The following is a 22511-nucleotide window of genomic DNA, read 5'->3' as shown; positions in this document are numbered from 1 at the left end:
AGGTCTCCAGGCCCAGGCTTAGACATCGGCGAAACACATTCGGACATACACCTCCCGTCCCGGATCATCAAAGGCCTCGCGTCCATGGAGCACCGTTCGGTTGTCGATGGCGACGATGTCCCCGGCCTGCCATTCGATGCGCACCACCACGTGATTCGCGTACTCCAAGGCCCCGCTGAGAAATTCCGTGGGGTAAGGCCGTCGGTCCTCGGACAGTAGTTCAATCTCTTCGTCCCTCATCCAGCTTCCGAGGTACGACAATCCGGAGTTCGAAAACGCCCACCCGTCCTTGCGCGGTGCACGGATCGCGGCGGGCGCGACGAAGTCAACCCGCAATCCGCCGTCCATGAACGTTGCTTCGATGCGTTCCTGGTACCGGGGATTCGCCAGCTTGTCCTGATAGAAGTTGACGATGTGATCGGGTTGCAGATGAGCGTCGCCATCGAAAATCTGAGCCAGCATCTCGTGGGGCACCCATGTCCGCCACCGCAGGCGAGCATCCACAAAGTGGCGCTGCAAGGAAGCGCTCATGGCGGAGAAGAGCTGAAATCCGTCATAGACCGTCGTTGCTCCGCCACGGCACGCGGGCGACGGCGCGGTCTTGCAATAGAAGAACAGCAGATCAGGCACGGGTGGGGCATAGCCCCTCTCGACGTGTGGCGGAATGGCGGAAGATCCCGGCGCCACGCTGGCGACGGTGCCACCCGGATCGACAAAGCGGCGCCCTGTTCCGTGCTGCACAAAAAAGGTCCCGGCCGACTTGGCGCTGAACCGCTCGAAGTCCTCGATGGTGGCGCCGCGCCCTCTGAAGACCGCGACGCCGTGCCTGCGCACGAGCTGGAGGAGCGCGATGTCTTCCAGCTCCAGCAACTGCGTCCGGTCCCCCTCCAATATCGCGCCAAAATCATCGCGCAGCGTTCCAATCCACCTCAATTTGTGCCACCCTTGAACGCATGATGTTCACATTGATCTATCGCTGGCGTGTCCATCCTGGCCGCGAACGGCAGTTCGTCGACGCGTGGCTTCGCATGACCGAGATCATCCGTGAGCGAGAGGGCAGCCTCGGCTCGCGGCTTCACATCGCGGAGGACGGCCTTTACGTGGCTTATGCGCAATGGCCCAGCTACGAGGCCTGGGAGGCGTCGGACGACATTGAACCGACCGAGGAGACGGTCCACCTGCGACGCGTCATCAGCGACAGCGCGGTTCGCCTGAAGCCTGACCTTCGCATGGAGGTCATCCACGATTTGTTGGTTCCGTCGCTGGTTGCCGGGCCATAGCGTCGTGTCGAGCAGAGCGATCATGGCAGTGTCATGCTGAATTGCGCGGCTCGCCAGGCTTGGGAAACCAGCCATCCATGGCGGCAGGTCCGAGGCTGAGGATCTTCTCGTCGTGAATTCGGAAGAGATTGGCCACGCCCGAACGCCCAAGCGACAGAAAGTCAAGCGGGTAAGACTCTGGTGAAACTCGCGGAACCCAGACGAGTCCCTTTGAATAGTCCATTCGATCCGGCGTCACGTCGATGAAGTCGCCTGTCTCGTAGTCGCACAGGATGAGGAGGCAGTTGTAGTTCATCACGACCAGGTAGCGACGCTCGGGATCCCAGATGAAGTCCTCGATCGAATTCCCGGTTTCCCGCACAAACAGACGGGTTTGCCCGGTCGAAAGATCGTGCCGATAGATCTCGACGCTACGGGACCAGAGCAGCGTCTCGGCGTCCCGCCACTTCAGACGCTTGGGCCGGCGAATGTCGAGAATCTGAGTCACCGGCCGGAAGTCCTCGCCGCGAACCATGTAGAGCGACCCCTCACGCTCCGCAAACGCCAGGAGATCAGCCTGTGGGTTGTAGTCGATCACCCAGATGGGTTGACCAATCGGCGATTCGAACTCGCGCACGACCTCGCCTCGGGAGATATCAATCTTGAAGACTCGACCGCCCTCGGTGCAGACGAAGGCGATGGGCTGCTTCGGGTGCAGGCACAGGTCGCGCACTGGCATGGCAAGGTTGCACAGAGGCCGGAATTGCCCACCTTCGCCGATCCACACCTGCCCATCACTACGGCCGAGAATGATTTCACCACTCGCAGGGTGCACACCCAGTCGCTTGAAATGTCCATCACCGTCAATGGCGATCGGCGTGCGCAGAACCGACATCTTGGGAAGGCGGGAGAGTGCATCGATCGATTCGATCTTCAGGCGGTACAGCGCCCGGGCCTCGCCGGCCATGACAATGTCTCCGTTCGGCAGCGCCTCTGCGCTCCAGATGGCTTCCGGGGTCTCCCGAATCAAGGCAACGCGCCTTCCGCTGGCCAGGTTGATCTTGTGGAGCCCCCCATTGCGGCATTGCAGGATCATGGTGTCGGGGTGGCGTTCAAGCGTTTTCACCCAGCGGCACTTGAAAGGCGCTTTGTACCGGACACCCAGCGAGGCGCAGGTTCGAGTGTTGATCTCGTGAACATCGCCATCAAACCCGGCGAGGAACGCGCGTCCTGAGCGCCGGTTCAAGGTCACGTGCTCAAGGTCATCGCGGGTAATCATTGGTCCGATCACGGGTTCGTTTTCGGCCGAAACGTCCAGGCGGATGACCTGCCGTGTATCGCTGGCCAGCAGGTAGGTGCTGCCTTCCAGGTGCTCCGCCCAATGAACGTTGTGGTGGCCAAACTTCCACCGGCGAAGCACATGCCCTGCCTCGGAGAGGGCCACATCGCCGAAGTTCGCCATTGTGAGGATGCGTTCACCATCGTCCAGATAGCGTGCCTGTACGAGATCTTCTCGGCCATGCACGCGGGTCGATTGAACGATGTGGATATCCCCTTGATCCGTGAACTCGACTTCCAGGAGACCCCCGGAACCCGTCCGAGTCAGGAGCCGGCGCTTGGTCGGATGGAAAGCAAGGGCCTGGCTTGTCGACTGGATGAACGGGACGGGTTCTGGATCATTGGTGCAGGGCAGGGTGCGAACATCCTGGAAGAGCACGCGGGTGAGTTGTCCGTCCTCGTCATTGATACGCCAAATCGAGAACGCCCGTTCTGTCGACATGGCTGCCACAAACGGAAGCGTGGGGTGGCAGGCGATGGCGTGAATGCCTCCGGCATGTGCCTGGGTACGGTGCCTGATGACGAAGTCGTCAACGTCTATCGTCAATATCTGGCCCGAAAGTGATCCTGCGAAAAGCAGGCGCTCGTCGGGATGCAGGCACATCGAAAGGTTGTTTCTTGCTGCAAGCATCCCGCACCTTGTGACACGCACACTGGTCCCTGAGCCACTGCCTCCCCTGCCAGTCGAGACGACTGCGGCAGTCCCTGGAAAAGCGCGATTGCGCCTTAGATCTTGGCCTTGATGAAGAACCCGCGAGCCAGGTTGGCGCCCGCATCGGACGAGCGAAGCGAGGAGTGCGAAACATCAGCCCGGTAGTGATTGCTGCGTTGGCTGACGAGTGCCGAACTCAGATACTTGAACTCTGCGTCATTGAGTTCAACACCAAGCTTCGAACGAAAGCCCTCAAGCCCGGCGTCCAGAGATGCGAGAGCCGTATCCCCTGAATCGCTGGCGAGCCTGCCAAATACGCCTGAAAGCTTCTTGAGATCGATCGAATCGCTGTCCATTGGATTCTCCTGGGTTGGAATCCGAATTTATTCACGCGCAAATGGTGACGTCAACGCGCACGAAGTGCTGCCGTCATCAATACAGTGGACGCTCACGTCCTCGGGGCCACCACGCCCTTCATGGTGAAGCCAATGCAGTTGTAGTGCTCGGTGGCAGTCCCCCGGTGCTGCTCCGCAGCAGCGACCTGCACTGGTGATCTGCCCACGAAGGTGTCGCCACCCTGCATGGGTGCCACGGCCCGCACGATGGCCAGCCCAAGTCCGAATCCGTCACCGGTTTTCGCCCGGGATGATTCTTCGCGCCAGAAGCCGGCATAGGAGTGCCCGACCAGCAAGGCCGGACCCTCTTGCTGCGCCAGCACGCGTTTCATGGGGCGGGCTCATCCCGTCATGGGCGCCATGACGGCGCCCAATGGAGGGTCGTTTTACTCTGGATCGACTTCCCAGTCCTTCAATGAATTGGCAATGATGATGAAGCCAAAGATGCTGCCGATCGGAAAGCCAAAGATCAGCGGCACGGCAACCAGCACGCTGACCGAGCGCGACCAGTCCTGCTTCCGATCAGCCGCATCCGACAAGAACAGGTGGAATCCGCCCAGGGCACCCAGAATGAGCGCCGTATACAGCGGATTCATGTCGGCTCGGCCCTTCAGCGACAGGCAAAAGACAAAAGCTGACAGCGTCGCGAAGGCCAGGTACCCATAAGCGACGATCTTGAGTGTGCCGGCCACCCGACCTGACGGATGGGGTTGCCAAGTGCGGCCGCTGCTACCAAAACCTCCGTACCCTTGCATGTGAAGCTCCCTCTATGAACTATGAATTGAATGGGTGGGGCGGGTCGTCCCCGGAGGGCATTGGAGCCGCAGTGCAGGGCGCCTCCAATCGCACCTGAGGGGGACGGAGCGGCAAAATGTCACGATTTGGAACCGCCCGCTCAGGCCCATTGCCCATTGCCCATTGCCTATCAACAGCCAGCCTACCAACGCGTGGATGGCGAGCCAAACGACGACGCTGCAAGCCCAACAAGCGTCTGTTCAACCGGGCGCCCCATGCGTCCCGAGCTATCCCCCAAGGCCGCTGAGTTTCTGAGCTTTACGCGTGAACTGTTGGTCCAGTGTGGGTACAACAGCTTCAGCTACGCCAAGGTCGCCGAGCGGGGCAACATCACCGGGGCCAGCATCCATCATCACTTTCCCAGCAAGGAAGCGTTGGTAAAAGCGGCCGTGTCCCAATATCGGGAGGATGCACCGGAAGCGCTGTCGGGATTGAAGCAGCACTTCAACGACCCAGTGGCAGAGCGTCTTCCGGCCGGTCATCCGGTGGCTCACGGCCCCGACGATCCCATCGTGCGAGGCGCACTGCTGGCGTGGCTGCTGATCTTCCTGTGCGGTTGTGTGTTGCAGGTAGCCTTGGGCCTGGGGTGGCCCCTTCGGCAACCGGCACAACGCTCATCTCACTCCTGACGCTGCGGGCCGTCCCGGTCCCGCTCGTAATGCCGCGAGAGTGGAAACGCCGGCAGCCAGGACTCACGCCGAATCGTCCACAACTCGTAGGTCGGTTTGAACTGATCGATGTTGTCGAGCGCACCGAGGTTCACCTCCACCTCGTCCCCCGACCGGCTCAGCACCGACGACCCACAACGCGGGCAGAATCCACGGCCTGCGTACTGGCGAATCTCTCCCGTCACCGTCACCGCCGTGTCCGGAAAGATGGCCGACGCGTGGAACAACGCGCCGTGGTGTTTACGGCAATCCAGGCAATGGCAAAGGCCCACCCGGTAGGGCTGCCCGGTGGCCACCACCTGGACATCTCCACACAGACAACTTCCCGTGAATCGGTCCATGCCAGTCTCCTGAAATCGAGGCCAACACCTTGGCGGCGCCGACCTTGTTGATTCTGAACGACCCTTCCCAGGCTCCGGCACCGAGCCCCATCAAGAGGCCGCCAAGCACCGGCGCACGCTCAGCCGCCGCTCACCAGGTGCCTCGCAATCAACGGTGCCACCCCATCGGCCCGGGAATGGCAGAACGAGTGATCCCCATCCTCCACCACGTGCAGCGCTGAGCGCGGTAGCACGCCGCTCAACCACTGCCCCACGGCGACCGGGCTGATCGGGTCCGCGCCTCCCCAGAGCAACAGGGTGGGAATCTGGATGGAGGCGAGGGCGGGCGTCAGATCGCCGTCATACCTGGCAAACAGATGAGAGGGGTTGCCGGGATCAAGTTGGGCGCGCGCAGGACGCCAATCCCGTGCCCCATGGCGCTGCACGTCAATGCCTCCGGAGAGCGCGGCCAACACCAGATGGGTGATCAGATGCGGCCGGTCCCGTGCGACCTTCAGCGCCACTTTCAGCGCGACCACGCCCCCCATCGACTGCGCCACCAAGGCCGTGGGTTCCGTGATCCGCTCACTGAGCTGTGCGACAAGATCGTCCAGCGACGACACCGCGGGGTCCACCGGCGTGGGGCCGAGGCCGGGCCAGCCCAGATGTTCCGTGATCGCCTCTGGCACCTGCATCGCCGCCGCCACAGGCTTCCAGAACTCGGTGTTTCCGGACGCGCCCGGAAGGAACTTGATTTTCGGAAATGTCGCCATGAACAGCATGCTACTTCGCCGCCGGAAAGTGACTAGGATGGCCGCATCGATTCAACCGAGGACATTCATGGGTTCCGCATTGAAGGTGGCTGCGATTCCGGGTGACGGCATCGGCAAGGAAGTGATGCCCGAGGGCTTGCGGGTGGTGAACGCCGCCGCCAGGCGCTTTGGCATCGAGTTGCAGTTCGAACATATCGACTGGGCCAGTTGCGACTACTACGCGCACACCGGCGCCATGATGCCGCCCGACTGGAAAGCGCAGCTCCAGCCCATGGACGCCATCTTCTTCGGCGCTGTGGGGTGGCCGGCCGTGGTGCCCGATCACATCTCGCTGTGGGGCTCCCTGCTGAAGTTCCGCCGTGAATTCGATCAATACATCAACCTGCGGCCGGTACGCCTGTTTGAAGGCGTGCCGTGCCCACTTGCCAACCGCAAGCCAGGAGACATCGACTACCTGGTGGTCCGCGAGAACACGGAAGGTGAATACACCAATCTGGGCGGCGTGATGTTTGAAGGGACGGATCGCGAAATCGTGATTCAGGAGTCCGTCTACTCCCGCTTCGGCGCCGACCGCGTCTTGAAATACGCCTTTGACCTGGCCGCTTCAAGACAACGCAAGCACCTCACGGTGGCGACCAAGAGCAATGGCATTGCCATCTCCATGCCCTGGTGGGACGGACGTGCCGATGCCATGAGCCAGGCCTATCCAACGGTGACGGTCGACAAGCAGCACATCGACATCCTGAGTGCCCGCTTCGTGCTGCAGCCCGGCCGTTTTGATGTGGTGGTGGCGTCCAACCTGTTTGGCGACATTCTGTCCGACCTGGGCCCGGCGACCACCGGAACGATTGGCCTGGCGCCGTCCGCCAACCTGAATCCGGAGCGGAAGTTCCCATCGCTCTTCGAGCCGGTTCACGGCTCTGCGCCGGACATCTACGGCAAGGGCATTGCGAACCCGATCGCGATGATCTGGTCCGGCGCCTTGATGCTCGACTTTCTGGGCCATCGTGCAGCGCATGACGCCATTCTTCAGGCCATCGAAGACGTGTTGCGCAACGGGCCGCACACACCGGATCTGGGCGGTACCGCCACCACCCGGGAGGTCGGGCAGGCCATTGAGGCATTGGTGCTGGCCGGGGGTGACACGGGCCGGGCCTGACCCCCTATCAACGGTTGCCGACCGCTGCAGCCGCCCCCGCCGGCCCCACCTGGAGGATCAGCTCCCAGCCGCTTCCTGGATCAGCGCCGCCACTTCTCGCGGATGCGACACCATCAGCGCATGGGAGCCGTTCTTCAGCACCACGGTCTTCTTGGACTGCGCACGCTCAGCCATGAAGGCCATGGCCTGGGGGGGAATGTTCAGGTCACCCGTGCCGTAGATGGACCAGCTCGGCACCGTCTTCCAGGCCGGCGCCGGTGCGGCTTCCTTCAATGCTGCGGTCGCGACCGGTCGCTGGGTCGCGGCCATGGCGCGGGCCTGCGCCAGCGGCACATCGGCCGCGAACTGCTTGGGGAACTTGTCCTGCTGCACGTACAGATCTTCACCGCCATCGGGCAGCTTCACCGGTGCGGCCAGGGTCGGTGGCAGGGTCGAACCGGGGAACTTGCCGGTCAGGTCCAGCGCGCTCTCCCCCTGGTCCGGCGCAAAGGCCGCCACATAGACCAGCGCCTTGACGTTGGGCAGACCATTGGCCGCCGCCGTGATCACCGCGCCCCCGTACGAATGCCCCACCAGCACCACCGGGCCGTTGATGGACTTCGCCAGTGCCGCCACATAGGCCCCGTCGCTGGCCACGCCGCGCAGCGGGTTCGCCGCTGCGACCACGGTGTAGCCCTTCTTGGACAGCTCGCCGACGACGCCGTTCCAGCTGGAGGAACCGGCAAACGCGCCATGGACCAGCACGATGGTCGGCTTCGGGTCTGCGGCGACGGCGGCCGTGGCCGCGAGGCTCAGCGTGCTCACGGCGATCAGGCTGTGGAGAAATTTGCGCATGGTGTCTTCTTTCAAAAAGTGGGCCCGCAGGCGTTGCAATGGGGCATGGCCCCTCACGATGCAACGGTAGTGGGTGGCCCGCGTTTTGACGTCTCTCGCTCGGGCCGGTCTCAACCAGCATCCAAGGAGAAAGCCGGGTGTCGCCCAGAAGAGAGGGGGCGGGAAGGCTGGCGGCCATCGTCCCTGCGACTGTCCAGGGCACCACCAGATCGGCTGCGAGAGGCCCCTTCCGTGGCCGGCAACTGCTGAACCGTTTGCCGCGCGACGCGGCCACTGGCATCAGGTGACGAGATCGTGGATGGCCCCCCAGGCCAGCAGCTGCGCCAGCACGGCGCTCAGCGCGAAGTCGGGGTCATGAGCCTGTGCAGCCGCTGCCGCAGCCCCCAAGGGTTCCATGGCCTGGAGTGCCTGGACAAACCGCACCGTTGCTTCCGAAGTCGGCAGCACCAGCACCTCCAGAGGGGCGCGCAGCACCAGCGCGTATTCCGGCAACTCGACCGCCACCTGCTCCAGCATGCCGCTGCCTTGATGGGCGGCCCAGATGGAGACTGCCGCCCAGGGGGCTTCGAACCCATGGACAGAAGGGTGAAGCCGCACGGTGACCCCATTCAAGGCGTCCCCCAGCGCCGCAGCGTTCTGGAACACCGACCGCGCCACCGGCGAGGCGTCCGCCGCGTGATACGCCCGCACGCGCAGCCATTCCAGGCGCGCCACATCCCGTAGATAGGGCACGGACGCGGCGGGCTCGAAGCTCGCCACAAAGTCCGCAAAGCCTGCGCCGTACTCGCAGAGCACCGGTGAGCGCGGGGGGGCGGCGCGCACAAAACGCGCGGCCAGGGTTCGAAAAAAGGCCTCGCCCACCAACGCCTGCACCACGGGAAACGTCTCCGCCAGCCCGTTGATCAGGCTGGCCATCACATTGTTCCGGTAGACCGCCAACCGGGTGGAGACAGCGGACCCGTTTGAGGTGTGCAGCGACGCGGGCCCTGCCTCACGAGGGTCCAGCAGGGCGCGCGCCAAAGGGCCGTGCCATGCTTCTTCGTCGAGGTTCATGACGCCACCTGTTCTTGCGGCACCACCGCTTCGTGGCTGCTGCCACGCAGCAGCCGTTCCGCAAACTTCGCCTCGGCATACAGGGCATCAAAGCTTGGAATGTGATGGTCCCGTTCCAGCAGGGTGGGGACGCTACCGATGCGCGCCACCACATCGCTGAACAAGCGCCACACTGCGGCGTCCACCGGGCTGCCATGGTTGTCGATCAACAGCGGCGCACCGCTAGCGTCCTCACTTCGGGAGAATCCCGCGAGGTGCACTTCTCCCACCGCCGTCAGGGGCAGATCGTTGAGGTAGCGGGTCACATCCCACCCATGGTTGACGCAGGAGACATAGGCATTGCTTATGTCCAGCAGCAGGCCGCAACCGGTGCGCCGGAGAACCTCGGTGAGAAACTGGGCTTCACTCATCGTGGATGCGGACGACGCCAGATACGTGGACGGGTTTTCCAGCAAAAGGCGTCGCCCCAGCCGTTCCTGCGCTTGATCGATGCGATCACACACCCGGTCGAGGGCCGCCGGGTGGTAGGGCAGCGGCAGCAGGTCATTGAAGTACACCCCGCCGTGGTGGGTCCATGCCAGGTGTTCGGAAAACGCGGCAGGCTCATAACGCTTCAACAGCTCGGCCAGTCGGTTCAGGTGGAGCTCATCCAATGCATCCAGCCCACCCAGATTGAGCCCCACACCGTGCAACGACAGGGGATAGTGCTCACGAATGCGGCTCAGGCCGTGATGAAAGGGGCCGCCTGGCACCATGTAGTTCTCGGCATGGACCTCGAAGAAGCCGATGTCAGGCCGTGTGTCCAGCACCTGGTGGACATGCTGCGGCTTGAGCCCGATGCCCGATCGGGCCGGGAGCCGGGAAGGTGTGGCATGCATCTGGCGGCCCCGGCGCTCAGCGCTTCTCGGCCTTGAATGCCATCAACTGGCCGAAGCCGGTGGGGGAGGTCCTGGAGACCGTTTTTTCGCAGGTGCCCTTGGGCACGTAGGACCAGGCATCCGCCTGATGGTCCGTTTGGGAGGTGCCTGCGCAGGTGGTGCCCGCACCAGCGGCGCAATCATTCTTGCCTTTGAGGGCGACACCGAAACACTTCTCTTTGTCTTTGGATTGCGCTGCGGCCGGCAGGGTGGCGAAGGCCGTGGTCAAAGCCAGCGCGAGCGCCGCTGCAGACAGGGGCGTGACAGAACGGTTCATCAGTGAACTCCATGCAGAGGAGAGAGGACGTGAATGTGTGAAGCCGCAGGCCCGCTTGTAGCAGGGCTCGCTGCGGCCGCACGGCCCCATGGGCGGTGCATGCGCGCAGGTCGCGTCCGCGGGTTCCAGCGTCTGTGCGTCGCCGGATGCCAACGGTTCACCGGTGACCCTGCATCACACCCTCCAGGCAGCGCCTTCCGGCGCTGCCCTTCTCCGGATGCAGTTCCATCACTTGGCGTTGATCACCACCGGGATGGACGCCACCGTGCTCTTGCCCACCGAATCCGTCACCGACACCAGGATGGTGTAGTTGCCGGTCACCGGTGTCGGCCAACTGACCGTGGTGGTGCCCATGCCCAGGGCCGTGGTGAACTTGATGCCGGCCTGATTGGCGCTGAAGCCGACACCCATCAGGCTCGCCGTGGCATCGGTGATCAGGATCGTGCCGTTCAGCGGTTTTCCCACCACACCGGTCATCACGGTGCTGAACACGGCAGGGCCGGTGCCGCTGCCCACCACCAGGTTGATCACACCACTGCCGACCACGCCGGTTTTGGTGTCGCGCGCCTGCACAGTGATGGCATAGGTGCCGGCCACTGGCGAGGCCCAGGAGAGAAGGCCGGCACCATTGATGGTCAATCCGGCGGGTGCGCCCGTCAGGCTGAGCGTGTACGGGTTGGCTGCCACCACATGGACCGAAGCACTCCAAGCCGATCCGGTGCGTGCGGCGAGCTGGCCGGTGGCGACCTGCGGTGCCGCCACTGGGTTCACCACTACCGTGTAGGTGCCCTGGGTCCACAGTCCCGTCCGGGTGGAGTCGGCCCGCACACCGAAACGGAAGATGCCCGCCAAGGGCTTGGGCCAATTGACGGTGCCGACATTGGAGCCGGTGGTGGTGGTCAGGGTCATGCCGGCCGGCGCGCCCACCAGGCTGAGCTTGACGGGGTAGCGGTCTGCCGCGCCTACCGCAAAGCTCAGGGCCTTGCCGACGGTGGCGGTCAGGCTGCCGTTGCCGACGATGGGCGGCGGCGGCGGTGTCACGACCACGGTGTACACACCCGTCCCGGTGAGGCCGGTCTTCGCATCCCTGGCAACGACGTTCACCTTGAAGGTACCCGTGACCGGGCTGGGCCAGTTGACCAGCGTGCCCGACAACACCATGCCGGCCGGAGCACCGGTCAGCGAGAGGGTGAACGCATTGGCGCTGGACACCGACGGTGTGAAGCTGATGGCCTGACCGTACGCACCGTTGACGGTGGCGGACGCCACGGTGGGGGCGACCGGCGCCGTGGGCGTCGACGTGGCTCCGGCACTGTTGGTCAGCAGGCTCAGCATCGCGAGCCCGTTGGGCGTCCCCAGTCCGGTGGGGCCGTCATAGCCGGCCTTGGCCGCACAGGTGCTGCAACTGCCATTGGCGCCCTGCACCACGTCCAGGAAGGCGCTCGTGTAGGTGGTGGTGTTGGCCATGGCCTGGTACAGCGTGGCATGCGCTGCGCCGATGGGGCCCTTGCCCGCCTGCGCACGCAGTGCATTGGCCACGGCCGTCAAGCCGGCCCATAGCGGGGTGGAGAGGCTGGTGCCGCCGGTCGTCACCCAGCTCACCTGGCAGAAGGTGCAGGTCGATTGATTGGGAATGATCGCCACGTAATGGCCGGTCGTCGGATCGGCATTCATCGACACATCGGCCACGGAGCGGCGCGTGATGCCGGTGGTGCGCAGCAGGGTTGCGTTCTGATAGCTCGGCAAGGCCACATAGGCGCTGATGCCGCCGCCGGCCAGCGACCAGGCGGTTTCGGTGCGGCTGCCGGTACCGCTGTAGCGCAGGCTGGTACCGCCCACCGCCACGACGTTGGGCGAAGCCGCCGGCCAGTTCACCGCCGTGCCGTTGTCGCCGGTGGCGGCAAAGTAGCTCATGCCGGGGGTCTTGAAGAGAGCGTCCAGGCTGCTGACGTAGCTGCCTTCCGGCGCGCCGAAGCTCATCGACATCACCCCTGGGCCCATGCGGTTGGCCAGTTGGATGGCGCCATTCATCGCTGCCATGCTGGCGTCCGAGGCTTCCACCAGCACGATGCGGGCCAGTGGTGCAATCGCATGCACCCACTGCACATCGAGGGCGATCTCGGTGGCCCACTGGGCGTCGTAGCGCGGGAAGGTGGCCGCCACCGTGCCGCTGGAGGTGCTGGCGACCTGATAGAACTCGCAACCGGGCTGCGTGGTGCTGGGAGCCGCCAGCGGCAGGGCGGCGGTGGTGGCCAGCGTCTTCTTCGTGCAGGCCGGCAGGCCGAACTGGCTGCTGAACGCGGCCAGTTCGTTGAAGGCATACGTGTCGTGGAAGGCATCAACCACATAGACGGTCTGCCCCGCACCCAGCTGCGCGGCTTGCAGGGCGGTCAGCCCGGTCAGGCTGGTGGGGACCGGCGGCAGTCCGTAAGCCGCGCGAATCTGCGCCGGCGTGTAGGTGACGCTGGTGGCAGCGGCAGCCTGCGGAGTCGTTGTCGTGGAGCCAGCGCCCAGGGCGCGCGCTCGTGCGTTGCCGTCTTCCAGTTCCTGGAATGTCAGCGCGCGGGTGTTGATGCCCTGACGCGATGCCGGAATGTCCACCGAACGCGGCTGCATGTAGGCACTGGCCGAACTGCCGTTGCGGTCCACATCGCTCGGGTCGCCTGGCAGCACCGGAGACAGGTGGTAGGTGGGCTGCAACTGCACTTGCGCTGCCAGGCTTGCGGCGCTGCCAGCGTCGGATGCGGCTGCAGCCGCTGGGGTGGCAGACGCCGTGTCGGAACCGCCGCCGCCACAGGCGGTCAAGGCGAGGGTCAGGCAGAAGAGGGCGCTGGCGGCCACCAGGGCGGCGGGGCGGCGAAGAGACCGAGGCGTACGTGGCGTCATGGCGGGTCAAGGAGTGCGCCAGGGCCGCGCAGCCACCCACCGGCCTGCAACGGCAGACCCTTCGGCGGCCCCGCTGCCGTGGCATGGATTGCATGCGGTAGGCCGGAAGCTTTGCGCCCCAGCCTTTCGACTGGTTTGCCCTTGGCGCCTGGCGGAATCGAACCTTTGCCAAAGCGTTAACGAATTGTTTCCACGAGTGCCTCCCGAAAGCAAGGCCGCTGTCCTCCGTCTGAACCGGGTGGCGTGCCCATTCCATCGCTTGTGTGACCTCATGCATGAGTGCATGGGATTGCACCGATGCCGTCAGCTTCGCTTCAGGTTCGTGGAGGCGGCGGCGAGATTGTCATGAGCTGTCTGGGGTGGGGATGACAAACGAAGGGCCTCGCAAACGCGGGAGCTCCGACTCTTTCCATTGGGGGTGAAGGATCGGCCTGATGCGCTCCACGATGGCGCCTCCACCCCTCACTTGGCAAAGACTCACGATGCGCCGCACGTTCTCCTTCCGTCCTGTCCTGGCCGCCTGTCTGTCGGGGCTGCTGTTCTGCAGCGCCGTGCAGGCCACGGCCGATGTGTCAAAGGTGCCTCCCCCCGGCATCTACCGCTTCAAGCTTGGGCAACTCGATGTGACGGCACTGTCCGACGGTACCCATCCCTTCCCGGTCGACACCGTCATGGTGGGCACCACCGACACGGAGATTGGCAAGGCCCTGGATCACGAGTTCCTGGGCCGCCCGCCGGCCGGTTCCATCAATGCCTTCCTGATCCATACCGGCCAGCAGCTGGTGCTGGTGGATGCAGGCGCCGGGGCGCTGTATGGGGACTGTTGCGGTCAGGTGCTGCAGCAGATCCGCGCGGCCGGTTATTCACCGGAGCAGGTGGACGTGGTGCTGCTGACCCATCTGCACAAGGATCATGTCGGCGGCATCACCGCCTCCGGACGCGCGCTCTTTCCCAATGCCGTGATTCGTGCGTCAAAGGCCGATCTGGACTACTGGAGTTCGACCACCGCCAAGGCCAGAGCCCCGGACTTCCTGGCGTCGTTCTTCGATGCGGCGGTGGAGGCCTTGGCCCCGTACAAGGCTGCGGGGCGACTGCGGCCCATCGAAGGCGCCGGCCCGATCGGCGACGACATTGCCGCCATCACATCGCCGGGCCACACCCCCGGCCACCTCAGCTACAGCTTCACCAGTGGTGGCCAGACGCTGGTGGTGATGGGCGACCTGATCCATGTGGCGGCCCTTCAACTGCCACACCCCGAAGTGACGGTGAAGTACGACAGTGACGGCACTGCCGCGCGCCAGTCGCGTGTCACCGAACTGCGGGCGGCGGCGCGCGGGCGGTGGCTGCTTGCCGCCGCCCATGTGTCCTTCCCCGGCCTGGGCCATGTGCGTGAGACCTCCGGCGGGTTTGAATGGGTGCCCGTGAATTTCGAGGCGGCCCCGACGCGGTGACACCCATTCACTTCTTGTCAGTGCGCCCAAGTCTCTTTACCTTTCTTTGAAGCCGCCTGACGCACGCTTAGCGGTCGCCGACGCATGATCTCGGCGACTGTTTTGCGTGCCATGACTTCACTCTTTCTTTCCAATCTAACGAGCCATCAGGCCTTGATGGCCGAACTGCCCGCGCTCGACGGTGTGCTCACGGCGGCGGGCAAGGCCCTGGGCGAACGGCTTCGCCATGGTGGCAAGCTGATGTTCTGCGGCAATGGGGGATCTGCGGCGGACAGCCAGCATCTCGCGGCCGAACTCACCGGCCGCTTCATGAAGGACCGCCGCCCCTTGGCCGGCCTCGCCCTGAGCACCGACAGCTCCGCGCTCACCTGCATCGGCAACGACTACAGCTTTGACGACGTCTTTGCGCGCCAGGTGGTGGCGCTGGGGCGGCCGGGTGATGCCTTGCTGGCCATCTCCACGTCCGGCAATTCCGCCAACGTACTCAAGGCGGTGCAAGCCGCGCGTGAGTTGGGTGTGTTCACCGTGGGCCTGCTGGGCCGGGACGGCGGCCGCCTGCGCGAGGTCTGCGACACCGCCATCGTGGTGCCCAGCCAAGTCACCGCACGCATCCAGGAAGCGCATCTGCTGATCGGTCACACGCTGTGCGGGATGATCGAGATCGAGCTGGGTGTGGCATGACACCGGAGCTCTCGATCCCCGCCCCGGAAGCGCTCGCCGCCTGCCGGGTGCTGGTGGTGGGCGACGTGATGCTGGACCGTTATTGGCACGGCGTGGTGGACCGCATTTCGCCGGAAGCCCCCGTTCCGGTGGTTCGGATGGAGCGGGAGGAAGACCGCCTCGGCGGCGCCGCGAATGTGGCGATGAATGTGAAAACGCTGGGTGCCCAGGCCACGCTGCTGACGGTGACCGGTGAGGACGCGGCGGCGGATGCCCTGCGCCGCCTGCTGTTGCGCAGCGGCGTGGTCCCCCTGCTGCAATCGGATGAGGCGGTGCCCACCATCGTCAAACTGCGGGTCATCGGTCGGGCACAGCAGCTGTTGCGCATCGATGTGGAGCGGCCACCCGCCGCGCCTCTGCTGGACCGCCTGACGCAGACGTTCGCCGAGCAGGTGCAGCACCATGACGTGGTGCTGTTCTCGGACTACGCCAAGGGCGCGCTGGCCCAGGTGGAACAAATGATTGCCCTGGCGCGCGCAGCCGGCAAGCCGGTGCTGGTCGACCCCAAGGGACACGACTTCCGTCGTTATGCTGGCGCCACCGTGATCACGCCCAACCGGGCGGAACTGGCGCAGGTGATTGGACAGTGGCGCGACGAGTCCGACCTGGTGCGCCGGGTGGACGCGCTGCGCAACGAAATCCGCATTCCTTCGATCCTGCTCACCCGGTCGGAAGAGGGCATGACCCTCTTCGAGCCGCAGGCCATCCAGCATGAGCCGGCCCGCGCGCGGGAGGTGTTTGATGTGACCGGTGCCGGCGACACGGTGATTGCCACCCTGGCCGCCCTGATGGCGGCTGGGCAGCCGCTGGGCGAGGCGATGCGGCTGGCCAACAAGGCCGGTGGTATCGTGGTTGGCAAGTTCGGCACTGCCGCCGTGAGTTACGAGGAATTGGCTGCATGAGCGCACCGGCGCTGGAAGACAAACTGATCGATGGCCGCACCCTGCCAGAGGGCGCGCTCCAGCAGGTGCTGGCCCACCTGCCGCGTCCTTGGGTGTTCACCAACGGCGTTTTTGATGTGCTCCACCGGGGTCATGTGGCCTACCTGCATGCGGCACGCCAGCAGGGCGCCAGCCTGATCCTGGCCTTGAATTCCGACGCGTCTGCCCGCGGCCTTGGCAAGGGGCCCGACCGTCCGCTGAACCGCGACCTGGATCGCGCCCTGGTGCTGGCTGGCCTGAGCGCCGTGGATGCCGTGCTGTTCTTCGATGAACCCACCCCGTGCGAATTGCTGTCGCGGGTGCGGCCGGAGATTTATGTGAAGGGCGGTGACTACGACATGGAAACGCTGGCGGAGACCCGTCTCGTGCGGTCCTGGGGTGGCTCGTCGCTGGCGATTCCCTTTGTCTCCGGCTATTCCACCACCGCGCTGGTGCAGCGCATCCGTCAGTCAGGTGCGGACTGATGGGCCGTCCGGCGGCGTTCCTGGACCGCGATGGCGTGATCAACATCGATCACGGCTATGTCCACAAGTGGGAAGACTTCCAGTTCGTGCCCGGGGCCGTCGCGGCCCTGTGGCGCTTGCAGGACGCCGGATATGCGCTGGTCATCGTGACCAACCAGTCCGGCATTGCCCGGGGCTATTACACCGAGGCGGACGTGCAGCGGCTGGGGGACCAACTGCGTGCACATCTGCTGTGCGAGGGCATCACGCTGGATGCCATCGAATATTGCCCGCATCTGCCTGGTGGCTCGGTGGCTGCTTATGCGGTGGACTGTGACTGCCGCAAGCCTGGCCCCGGTTTGATTCTTCGGGCGGCACGTGCGCTGGACATTGATCTGACGCGGTCCGTGCTGTTTGGCGACAAGGTGTCTGACATTGAAGCGGCGCGCAATGCCGGCGTGGCCCACTACGCCCTGCTGGCGACGAATGGCGAAGGGCGTCCGGAATCATTGCCCGGCGCATTGCCGGACGCGCTGCGAGACACCCCCTGCCATCGGTCCCTGGCGTCCGCCGTGGGGGCGCTGTTGGGCGTCAGGCCGCCCCCAGGGGACGATTGAATCCGCTGCCGGTCATTGCCACCGGCGTGCTGGCGGCCGGGGTGGCGGTCTCCAGGCGCAGCACCCGCTGTGCCACCAGATCGGCGCGAATGTCGCTCAAGGCGGGCGCCTGCAGCAGGGTCATGCGTCCGGGGTCATGCTCCAGGGGCGGACGCGGGCCCAGCACCACATAGGTCGAGGTGCCGACCGCAGCCGCAATATTGGTCATGCCGGTGTCATTGCCGATGCAGGATTGGGCCAGCGACAGCACCGCCGCACTGTCGGAGACTGTTGTGTCGGTCAAGGCGAGCACCTTCGTGCGCAGTGCGGGATGCATGCCCGCCAGGATCTCCCGGGCCAGCGCGGTTTCGGCCGGCCCCCCCAGCAGCACCACGCCATGGCCCCGGGTGGCCAGCAGATTGGCCAGGGCGCTGAAGTTCCGCGCCCCCCACTGCTTGTAGGCCTCGGACGCGCCGATGGCCAGGACGTGCAGCGGCCAGGGCAGCGAGGCCAGACGGGCACGCATGCGCCGCACGGCATCGGTCCGTACCGTCAGCCGAGGCACCACGGGCGCGGTGCACCAGCCCTGCGCCATTGCGAACCGGCTGGCGTCGTGATAAAGCCCGACGGCAGGACCGTTGTAGAGCTCGATCCAGCGGGACCGGGTCAGCAGGCGGCGTTGCAGCCAGGTGTTGCCGTAACCCAGGCGGGTGCGGATGCCGGCGCGAAAGCAGGCCACCAGCGTGCGCATCGGCCGGTCGGAGAAGAGCACCATGCGCTCCAGGCCCAGGGGGGCCAGCACCGCGCCGAAGCGAAGCGGGCCGGTGAGGCCACTGTGGCGGCCTTGACGGCCTTCGCTGCGGCGGGGGCGCCGGTCGTAGTCGATCACCTCGCGCACCCAGGGCTCGTGGCCCAGCAGTTCTCGCGCCATGGTGGAGGGCGGCACCACAATCGTCACCTGGCCATCCCGGCTGGTGGCCGCCACCAGCCGGAAATATTCGGCATGCCACACCAGGTCGCCCATGCCGTTGTGGCGCATGTGGACGGCGGTGACGGGGCGCAGGTCGGCGTCGGGTCGGGTCACGATGGATCAGGGGCGTGCGTCATGGAGGGGGGAGCTTGGAGCCTGGGGGCCTGGATCAGAGCACCGCCGGCTCGCGCTTCAGTTCCGCCGGGGCCCGCCGCAAGGCGCTCATCATCCGGGCCACAACATCACCGGCGGTGATGTCCTCCAGCCGTGGCGACACGATGCCCCGCAGCGTCTGCGGGTCGTGCTCCAGGGGCGGGCGGGGGCCGAGGACCACCCAGGTCGGCGTGCCGACTGCGGCGGCAATATTCGCAGCGCCGGTATCGTTGCCCACGCACACATGCATCAGCGAGAGCGTGGCCACGGTCTCCGCCACGCTGCCGTCCGTGATGGCGAGCACCTGCGGCCTCAGCGCAGCGTCCAGGGTGTTCCGCACTTCCTGCGCCAGTGCGCGTTCCGCAGGGCCGCCCAGCAGCACCACACCGCATCCGGCATGAGCCAGGCTGGCGGCCAGGGCGGAGAAGCGTTCAGCGCCCCACTGCTTGTAGGGCTCGGAGGCGCCAATGGCCAGGGCCACCAGCGGGCGCGGTAGACCGATCAACCGCAAACGTGCCGTTTCCAGCGCCTCCGGTCGTACCACCAAGCTGGGTACGATGGGTTCGGAGGCCCATCCCTGGGCGATGGCGAAGGCGGTCACGTCCTTGTAGGCCTTCACGGCGGGGCCGGCATAGGGGCGGATGAAAGGCCCCTGGCTCAGCAGGCGACGTTGCAGCCAGCTGCTTCCATATCCCAGCCGCTGCGGAATGCCCGCCACATTGGCCACCACCGAGCGGTTGGTGTGATGCGTGAGCAGGATGATGCGTTCAAAGCCATAAGCGCGGAGTTCGCGGCCCATGCGGAACAGGCCGGCCACCCCCCGATGTCGGCCGCGTCGGCCTTCCTCACGGCGCGGATGCCGGTCGAAGTCGATCACTTCGTGCAGCCAGGGCTCGTGGCCGACGAGGTCGCGCGCAAAGGTGGTGGGAGAGGCGATCAGCGACACCTTGCCCTCGCTGCTGGTCTCGGCAATGCGCCGCAGATAGGGCACATGCCAGACCAGGTCCCCCATGCCGACCCATTGATGCAGGACGGCGGTGCGGGGGCGAAGCGGGGCAGGGGACGTGGGGCTCATGAATGCGGTGGGGCGTGAGGCGCGGCCGCAAAGGCGGGCCGCCGAATTTCGGCAGCATCATGAGCCCAGTGCCAGGCTCCGGGAGCGGGCTTTACCGAAACTTTGAAAACCCGCTACGAAACTTGGCAATGCCGGTGGAATGGGCCTTCCCGTGCGGCTCAATGTGTCGAGCTGGAAAAAAATGCGCGTGCGTCAGGAAAGGGGCCACCGCTTCCGTCTGGACAATTCCTGCAGGGTCAGGCCTTGGGCAGCTTGTATTCCCTGGGCTGTATCCCCTGGGCCTCTTGCTTCCTTGGTGCGCGATTCCGCGGAAGGTCTCTCTCAGCAGAACGGAGGCACTATGGCAACTCCATGGTGAAGGTCAGGCGATTGCCAAAAGGGTCTTTCACCGACACCTCGCGAGCGCCCCAGGGCGCGTCTTCGATGCCCGGACGGGCATAGCCATAGTTCCGCTGCAGCAGCTCAGCATGCAGGGTGCCAATGTCGGTGGTGTCGATCCGCACGGCCGCGCCAGGGCAGGCATCACCGTGATGTTCGGACAGGTGCAGCACACAGCCGTCACGAGAAATCTGGAGGTACAGCGGAAGCGTGGGTTCGAAGCGATGTTCCCAATCGACCTGGAAGCCCAGGAAGTCCACATAGAACTCCCGCGCCTTGGCTTCATCAAAGATGCGCAGAATGGGTGTGACGGCGCCGAGGCTCATGACCCTCTCTCCCTGAATGCTGAAGTGTTCAATGCGCTAGCGGCGGTGATGGCGGTGATGGCGGTGATGGCGGTGGCCATTGTGTCGCAACGCATGTGCGGGTCGCCCGGCCCGGCGCACGGAAACAGCTTGAGTGCACCGTACGGCAAAGACCCCACGGCAAGCGATGGGCCACGGAGCGCTCCACGCAAGGGACAGACCTGTCGCTCCCAGTGGTGACGCCATTGTCTGGTCAAAGCCCGGCACATCGGCACGATCAGTTGCTCCCACCACAGACCGAAGTTCAGGTCCCAAGGAGACAGCACGTGATGAAGCGACTTGCCACCCGCACTGCATGGCGCAGACCCCTGGGAGGCCTGCTGGTGGGCGTTTCGCTCACCTGGGGCCTTGGCGCTGCACAGGCCGAGACCATCCTGTTTGTGGGCAACAGCTTCACTTACGCGGAAGGCTCCGCCGTCAAGTACTGGCATGCCAACACCGTCACCGACCTGAACCAGCAGGGCATCGGTGGCATTCCCGCGCTCTTCAAGGCTTTTACCGTGCAGGCGGGCCTGAGTTATGACGTGAGCCTGGAGACTGCCGGCGGCCAGGGGCTGGACTATCACTACAACAACAAGTTGGCGGTGCTGGACAAGCCCTGGGACAAGGTGGTGCTGCAGAGCTACAGCACGCTGGATGCCAACCACCCCGGCAATCCGGCCAAGCTGATTCAATATGCCGGCCTGCTGGCCAACACCTTCAAGGCCAGGAACAGCCAGGTGGATGTGCAACTGCTGGCCACCTGGTCACGCGCAGACCAGACCTATCCCACCACGGGAGCCTGGTACGGGCAATCCATCTACCAGATGGCGCTGGATGTGAATGCCGGTTATCAATTGGCCGATGCGGCTTCGGACAACATCCAGGGCGTGATTCCGGTGGGGCTGGCCTGGAATCGGGCCATGTCGCAGGGCTTTGCCGACATCAATCCGTATGACGGCATTGACCCTGGCAAGGTGAAGCTCTGGGCCAACGACAACTACCACGCCAGCGTCTACGGCAGCTATTTGGAGGCGCTGACCATCTTCGGTCACATCACCGGCCTGGACCCTCGCAGCCTGGGCGCCAATGAGACGTCGGCCGCCCAGCTGGGCATCACGACCGCGCAGGCCAGCGCGCTTCAGCAATTGGCGTTTGAACAGTTGGCGGCACCGGTGCCGGAGCCGGCCACCTACGCCATGCTGCTGACCGGCGTGGGGCTGCTGGTGATGTGGCGCAGGCGTGGCGTCGATCGCTCTCGGGAGGGCGGCGCCCATCGCAGCCTCAATGCAGGCACCCAGGGGAGCGCCAAGGGGAGCACCACAGCGAGCACCACTGCGAGCCCCCACGGGAGCCTCAAGACCTGACGTCCGCGCCAAGGGCACCGTCCAGCAGACGCACCACGGTGCCGATCACCAGCAGCGCCGGGGGCTGCAGCCCCCGCTGCTGGATCAGGTCCGGCAGCGTGGCGACGGTGGCCGTCCACACTTCCTGCTCTGGCCGAGTGGCATACCGGACCACCGCCACCGGCGTGCTGGCGGGCATCCCTGCCGCCTGCAACTCCCTGCAGATGGTCTCCACACCGGTCATGCCCATGTAGATGACCACCGTCTGCCGGGGTTGGGCCAGTGCGGCCCAGTTCAGCGCCAGGGTGTCGTGCTGCAGATGGCCCGTCACAAAGATGCAGCTGTGGGCATGATCCCGATGCGTGAGCGGCACCCCCAGCCACGCCGCCGCACCCACGGCGGCGGTGATGCCGGGCACCACCTGCACCGCGATGCCGGCCGCCAGCAGCGCCTCCATCTCTTCGCCCCCCGGCCAAAGATGAACGGGTCGCCGCCCTTGAGCCGCACCACGCGGTGGCCGGCGCGGGCTTTCTCCACCATCAGGCTGCAGATGTCGCGCTGAGCCCAGCTGTGCCGACCACCGGCCTTGCCGACGCTGATGCACTCGGCACGATCCGGCAGCAGGGCCAGCACGTCCGGGCTCACCAACTGGTCATGAAGCACCACATCCGCCTGTTGCAGGCAATGCCAGGCGCGGATGGTCAGCAGATCGGCCGCGCCGGGTCCGGCGCCCACCAGGGCAACGCTGCCCGGGCTGAGCATCACCTC

Annotated in this window: 25 protein-coding genes, 1 pseudogene and 1 riboswitch; of the genes and pseudogenes, 9 read left to right on the top strand and 17 right to left on the bottom strand. The window is 65.2% G+C overall.

Features of this window, described 5'->3' with window-relative positions; translation table 11 throughout:
- Positions 1–18: 18 nt before the first annotated feature.
- Positions 19–933, bottom strand: coding sequence for a TauD/TfdA dioxygenase family protein (locus tag OU995_RS01815; protein WP_267833639.1), 915 nt, complete (start codon positions 931–933; stop codon positions 19–21).
- 23 nt (positions 934–956) lie between these two features.
- Here OU995_RS01815 and OU995_RS01810 point away from each other — a divergent pair, with 23 nt between their 5' ends.
- Complete coding sequence (locus tag OU995_RS01810) at positions 957–1280, top strand: antibiotic biosynthesis monooxygenase family protein (protein WP_267833638.1); 324 nt, start codon at positions 957–959, stop codon at positions 1278–1280.
- Positions 1281–1311: 31 nt separating this feature from the next.
- On the opposite strand, the gene OU995_RS01805 is transcribed toward OU995_RS01810, so the two are convergent.
- The 4 genes from OU995_RS01805 to OU995_RS01790 all read right to left on the bottom strand — a co-directional run bounded on the left by OU995_RS01805 (position 1312) and on the right by OU995_RS01790 (position 4336).
- Positions 1312–3228 carry a hypothetical protein gene (locus tag OU995_RS01805; protein ID WP_267833637.1) on the bottom strand — a complete coding sequence of 639 codons (1917 nt, stop codon included), beginning with the start codon at positions 3226–3228 and terminating at the stop codon, positions 1312–1314.
- Between the two features lie 95 nt (positions 3229–3323).
- Positions 3324–3605, bottom strand: a complete 282-nt coding sequence (locus tag OU995_RS01800; RefSeq protein WP_267833636.1) for a hypothetical protein — start codon at positions 3603–3605, stop codon at positions 3324–3326.
- Between the two features lie 92 nt (positions 3606–3697).
- The gene (locus OU995_RS01795) at positions 3698–3976 is read right to left on the bottom strand and encodes a hypothetical protein (RefSeq protein WP_267833635.1); all 279 of its coding nucleotides are present in this window, start codon (positions 3974–3976) and stop codon (positions 3698–3700) included.
- A gap of 54 nt (positions 3977–4030) precedes the next feature.
- Positions 4031–4336, bottom strand: coding sequence for a hypothetical protein (locus OU995_RS01790; RefSeq protein WP_267833634.1), 306 nt, complete (start codon positions 4334–4336; stop codon positions 4031–4033).
- A gap of 318 nt (positions 4337–4654) precedes the next feature.
- Here OU995_RS01790 and OU995_RS01785 point away from each other — a divergent pair, with 318 nt between their 5' ends.
- Complete coding sequence (locus OU995_RS01785; RefSeq protein ID WP_267833633.1) at positions 4655–5068, top strand: TetR/AcrR family transcriptional regulator; 414 nt, start codon at positions 4655–4657, stop codon at positions 5066–5068.
- Here OU995_RS01785 and OU995_RS01780 read toward each other — a convergent pair.
- Positions 5059–5448 carry a GFA family protein gene (locus tag OU995_RS01780; protein WP_267833632.1) on the bottom strand — a complete coding sequence of 130 codons (390 nt, stop codon included), beginning with the start codon at positions 5446–5448 and terminating at the stop codon, positions 5059–5061. The two genes, OU995_RS01785 and OU995_RS01780, sit on opposite strands and share 10 nt — an antisense overlap.
- Before the next feature lie 119 nt (positions 5449–5567).
- Entirely contained in the window at positions 5568–6200 is a 633-nt protein-coding gene (locus tag OU995_RS01775; RefSeq protein ID WP_267833631.1) for an alpha/beta fold hydrolase, read from the bottom strand.
- A gap of 67 nt (positions 6201–6267) precedes the next feature.
- On the opposite strand from OU995_RS01775, the gene OU995_RS01770 reads away from it, so the two are divergent.
- The gene (locus OU995_RS01770) at positions 6268–7359 is read left to right on the top strand and encodes a tartrate dehydrogenase (protein WP_267833630.1); all 1092 of its coding nucleotides are present in this window, start codon (positions 6268–6270) and stop codon (positions 7357–7359) included.
- 57 nt (positions 7360–7416) lie between these two features.
- Here OU995_RS01770 and OU995_RS01765 read toward each other — a convergent pair whose 3' ends face one another.
- The 5 genes from OU995_RS01765 to OU995_RS01745 form a co-directional block, all read right to left on the bottom strand.
- The gene (locus OU995_RS01765; RefSeq protein WP_267833629.1) at positions 7417–8193 is read right to left on the bottom strand and encodes an alpha/beta fold hydrolase; all 777 of its coding nucleotides are present in this window, start codon (positions 8191–8193) and stop codon (positions 7417–7419) included.
- A 279-nt stretch (positions 8194–8472) separates the two neighbouring features.
- Positions 8473–9246: a DNA-binding domain-containing protein gene (locus OU995_RS01760; RefSeq protein WP_267833628.1), complete on the bottom strand. Its 774-nt coding sequence runs from the start codon at positions 9244–9246 to the stop codon at positions 8473–8475.
- Positions 9243–10124, bottom strand: a complete 882-nt coding sequence (locus OU995_RS01755; RefSeq protein ID WP_267833627.1) for a DUF692 domain-containing protein — start codon at positions 10122–10124, stop codon at positions 9243–9245. Before OU995_RS01755 ends, OU995_RS01760 begins: the two co-directional genes overlap by 4 nt.
- A gap of 16 nt (positions 10125–10140) precedes the next feature.
- Positions 10141–10440: a DUF2282 domain-containing protein gene (locus tag OU995_RS01750; protein WP_267833626.1), complete on the bottom strand. Its 300-nt coding sequence runs from the start codon at positions 10438–10440 to the stop codon at positions 10141–10143.
- Positions 10441–10668: 228 nt separating this feature from the next.
- Positions 10669–13326, bottom strand: a complete 2658-nt coding sequence (locus OU995_RS01745; RefSeq protein WP_267833625.1) for a S53 family peptidase — start codon at positions 13324–13326, stop codon at positions 10669–10671.
- 60 nt (positions 13327–13386) lie between these two features.
- A riboswitch (cyclic di-GMP riboswitch) is annotated at positions 13387–13476 on the bottom strand.
- 332 nt (positions 13477–13808) lie between these two features.
- On the opposite strand from OU995_RS01745, the gene OU995_RS01740 reads away from it, so the two are divergent.
- From OU995_RS01740 to gmhB, 5 genes are all read left to right on the top strand, one after another.
- On the top strand, positions 13809–14777 hold the full coding sequence (locus OU995_RS01740) for an MBL fold metallo-hydrolase (protein ID WP_267833624.1): 969 nt from the start codon (positions 13809–13811) through the stop codon (positions 14775–14777).
- A gap of 111 nt (positions 14778–14888) precedes the next feature.
- Complete coding sequence (locus tag OU995_RS01735) at positions 14889–15458, top strand: D-sedoheptulose-7-phosphate isomerase (RefSeq protein WP_420714794.1); 570 nt, start codon at positions 14889–14891, stop codon at positions 15456–15458.
- A complete protein-coding gene (rfaE1, locus tag OU995_RS01730) occupies positions 15455–16399 on the top strand; it encodes a D-glycero-beta-D-manno-heptose-7-phosphate kinase (RefSeq protein WP_267833622.1) in 945 nt (314 codons plus the stop codon). Before OU995_RS01735 ends, rfaE1 begins: the two co-directional genes overlap by 4 nt.
- Positions 16396–16902: an adenylyltransferase/cytidyltransferase family protein gene (locus tag OU995_RS01725; RefSeq protein WP_267833621.1), complete on the top strand. Its 507-nt coding sequence runs from the start codon at positions 16396–16398 to the stop codon at positions 16900–16902. Before rfaE1 ends, OU995_RS01725 begins: the two co-directional genes overlap by 4 nt.
- Positions 16902–17498 carry a D-glycero-beta-D-manno-heptose 1,7-bisphosphate 7-phosphatase gene (gene gmhB, locus OU995_RS01720; RefSeq protein WP_267833620.1) on the top strand — a complete coding sequence of 199 codons (597 nt, stop codon included), beginning with the start codon at positions 16902–16904 and terminating at the stop codon, positions 17496–17498. The genes OU995_RS01725 and gmhB overlap by 1 nt, the downstream gene beginning before the upstream one ends.
- On the opposite strand, the gene OU995_RS01715 is transcribed toward gmhB, so the two are convergent.
- From OU995_RS01715 to OU995_RS01705, 3 genes are all read right to left on the bottom strand, one after another.
- Positions 17473–18561, bottom strand: coding sequence for a glycosyltransferase family 9 protein (locus OU995_RS01715; protein WP_267833619.1), 1089 nt, complete (start codon positions 18559–18561; stop codon positions 17473–17475). The two genes, gmhB and OU995_RS01715, sit on opposite strands and share 26 nt — an antisense overlap.
- A gap of 55 nt (positions 18562–18616) precedes the next feature.
- Positions 18617–19675: a glycosyltransferase family 9 protein gene (locus OU995_RS01710; RefSeq protein ID WP_267833618.1), complete on the bottom strand. Its 1059-nt coding sequence runs from the start codon at positions 19673–19675 to the stop codon at positions 18617–18619.
- Positions 19676–20013: 338 nt separating this feature from the next.
- A complete protein-coding gene (locus OU995_RS01705) occupies positions 20014–20379 on the bottom strand; it encodes a glyoxalase superfamily protein (RefSeq protein ID WP_267833617.1) in 366 nt (121 codons plus the stop codon).
- 308 nt (positions 20380–20687) lie between these two features.
- Here OU995_RS01705 and OU995_RS01700 point away from each other — a divergent pair, with 308 nt between their 5' ends.
- On the top strand, positions 20688–21764 hold the full coding sequence (locus tag OU995_RS01700) for a DUF4886 domain-containing protein (protein WP_267833616.1): 1077 nt from the start codon (positions 20688–20690) through the stop codon (positions 21762–21764).
- Here the strand turns inward: OU995_RS01700 and OU995_RS27410 are convergent.
- Both OU995_RS27410 and OU995_RS27405 read right to left on the bottom strand, forming a co-directional pair.
- Positions 21754–22200: a uroporphyrinogen-III C-methyltransferase gene (locus tag OU995_RS27410; RefSeq protein ID WP_324288688.1), complete on the bottom strand. Its 447-nt coding sequence runs from the start codon at positions 22198–22200 to the stop codon at positions 21754–21756. The two genes, OU995_RS01700 and OU995_RS27410, sit on opposite strands and share 11 nt — an antisense overlap.
- Before the next feature lie 80 nt (positions 22201–22280).
- Positions 22281–22505 (bottom strand): annotated as a pseudogene (locus OU995_RS27405) (uroporphyrinogen-III C-methyltransferase); the annotation flags it as partial.
- Positions 22506–22511 lie beyond the last annotated feature (6 nt).

Source organism: Roseateles sp. SL47 (assembly GCF_026625885.1).
Lineage (GTDB): Bacteria > Pseudomonadota > Gammaproteobacteria > Burkholderiales > Burkholderiaceae_C > Roseateles.
This window is presented reverse-complemented; position numbering and strand designations above follow the sequence as displayed.

Coding starts and splice junctions, on each gene's coding strand:
- OU995_RS01810 (WP_267833638.1), top strand. CDS start 957: ATGTTCACATTGATCTATCGCTGGCGTGTCCATCCTGGCCGCGAACGG.
- OU995_RS01805 (WP_267833637.1), bottom strand. CDS start 3,228: ATGCTTGCAGCAAGAAACAACCTTTCGATGTGCCTGCATCCCGACGAG.
- OU995_RS01800 (WP_267833636.1), bottom strand. CDS start 3,605: ATGGACAGCGATTCGATCGATCTCAAGAAGCTTTCAGGCGTATTTGGC.
- OU995_RS01795 (WP_267833635.1), bottom strand. CDS start 3,976: ATGAAACGCGTGCTGGCGCAGCAAGAGGGTCCGGCCTTGCTGGTCGGG.
- OU995_RS01785 (WP_267833633.1), top strand. CDS start 4,655: ATGCGTCCCGAGCTATCCCCCAAGGCCGCTGAGTTTCTGAGCTTTACG.
- OU995_RS01780 (WP_267833632.1), bottom strand. CDS start 5,448: ATGGACCGATTCACGGGAAGTTGTCTGTGTGGAGATGTCCAGGTGGTG.
- OU995_RS01775 (WP_267833631.1), bottom strand. CDS start 6,200: ATGGCGACATTTCCGAAAATCAAGTTCCTTCCGGGCGCGTCCGGAAAC.
- OU995_RS01770 (WP_267833630.1), top strand. CDS start 6,268: ATGGGTTCCGCATTGAAGGTGGCTGCGATTCCGGGTGACGGCATCGGC.
- OU995_RS01765 (WP_267833629.1), bottom strand. CDS start 8,193: ATGCGCAAATTTCTCCACAGCCTGATCGCCGTGAGCACGCTGAGCCTC.
- OU995_RS01760 (WP_267833628.1), bottom strand. CDS start 9,246: ATGAACCTCGACGAAGAAGCATGGCACGGCCCTTTGGCGCGCGCCCTG.
- OU995_RS01755 (WP_267833627.1), bottom strand. CDS start 10,124: ATGCATGCCACACCTTCCCGGCTCCCGGCCCGATCGGGCATCGGGCTC.
- OU995_RS01750 (WP_267833626.1), bottom strand. CDS start 10,440: ATGAACCGTTCTGTCACGCCCCTGTCTGCAGCGGCGCTCGCGCTGGCT.
- OU995_RS01745 (WP_267833625.1), bottom strand. CDS start 13,326: ATGACGCCACGTACGCCTCGGTCTCTTCGCCGCCCCGCCGCCCTGGTG.
- OU995_RS01740 (WP_267833624.1), top strand. CDS start 13,809: ATGCGCCGCACGTTCTCCTTCCGTCCTGTCCTGGCCGCCTGTCTGTCG.
- OU995_RS01735 (WP_420714794.1), top strand. CDS start 14,889: ATGACTTCACTCTTTCTTTCCAATCTAACGAGCCATCAGGCCTTGATG.
- rfaE1 (WP_267833622.1), top strand. CDS start 15,455: ATGACACCGGAGCTCTCGATCCCCGCCCCGGAAGCGCTCGCCGCCTGC.
- OU995_RS01725 (WP_267833621.1), top strand. CDS start 16,396: ATGAGCGCACCGGCGCTGGAAGACAAACTGATCGATGGCCGCACCCTG.
- gmhB (WP_267833620.1), top strand. CDS start 16,902: ATGGGCCGTCCGGCGGCGTTCCTGGACCGCGATGGCGTGATCAACATC.
- OU995_RS01710 (WP_267833618.1), bottom strand. CDS start 19,675: ATGAGCCCCACGTCCCCTGCCCCGCTTCGCCCCCGCACCGCCGTCCTG.
- OU995_RS01705 (WP_267833617.1), bottom strand. CDS start 20,379: ATGAGCCTCGGCGCCGTCACACCCATTCTGCGCATCTTTGATGAAGCC.
- OU995_RS01700 (WP_267833616.1), top strand. CDS start 20,688: ATGAAGCGACTTGCCACCCGCACTGCATGGCGCAGACCCCTGGGAGGC.
- OU995_RS27410 (WP_324288688.1), bottom strand. CDS start 22,200: ATGGAGGCGCTGCTGGCGGCCGGCATCGCGGTGCAGGTGGTGCCCGGC.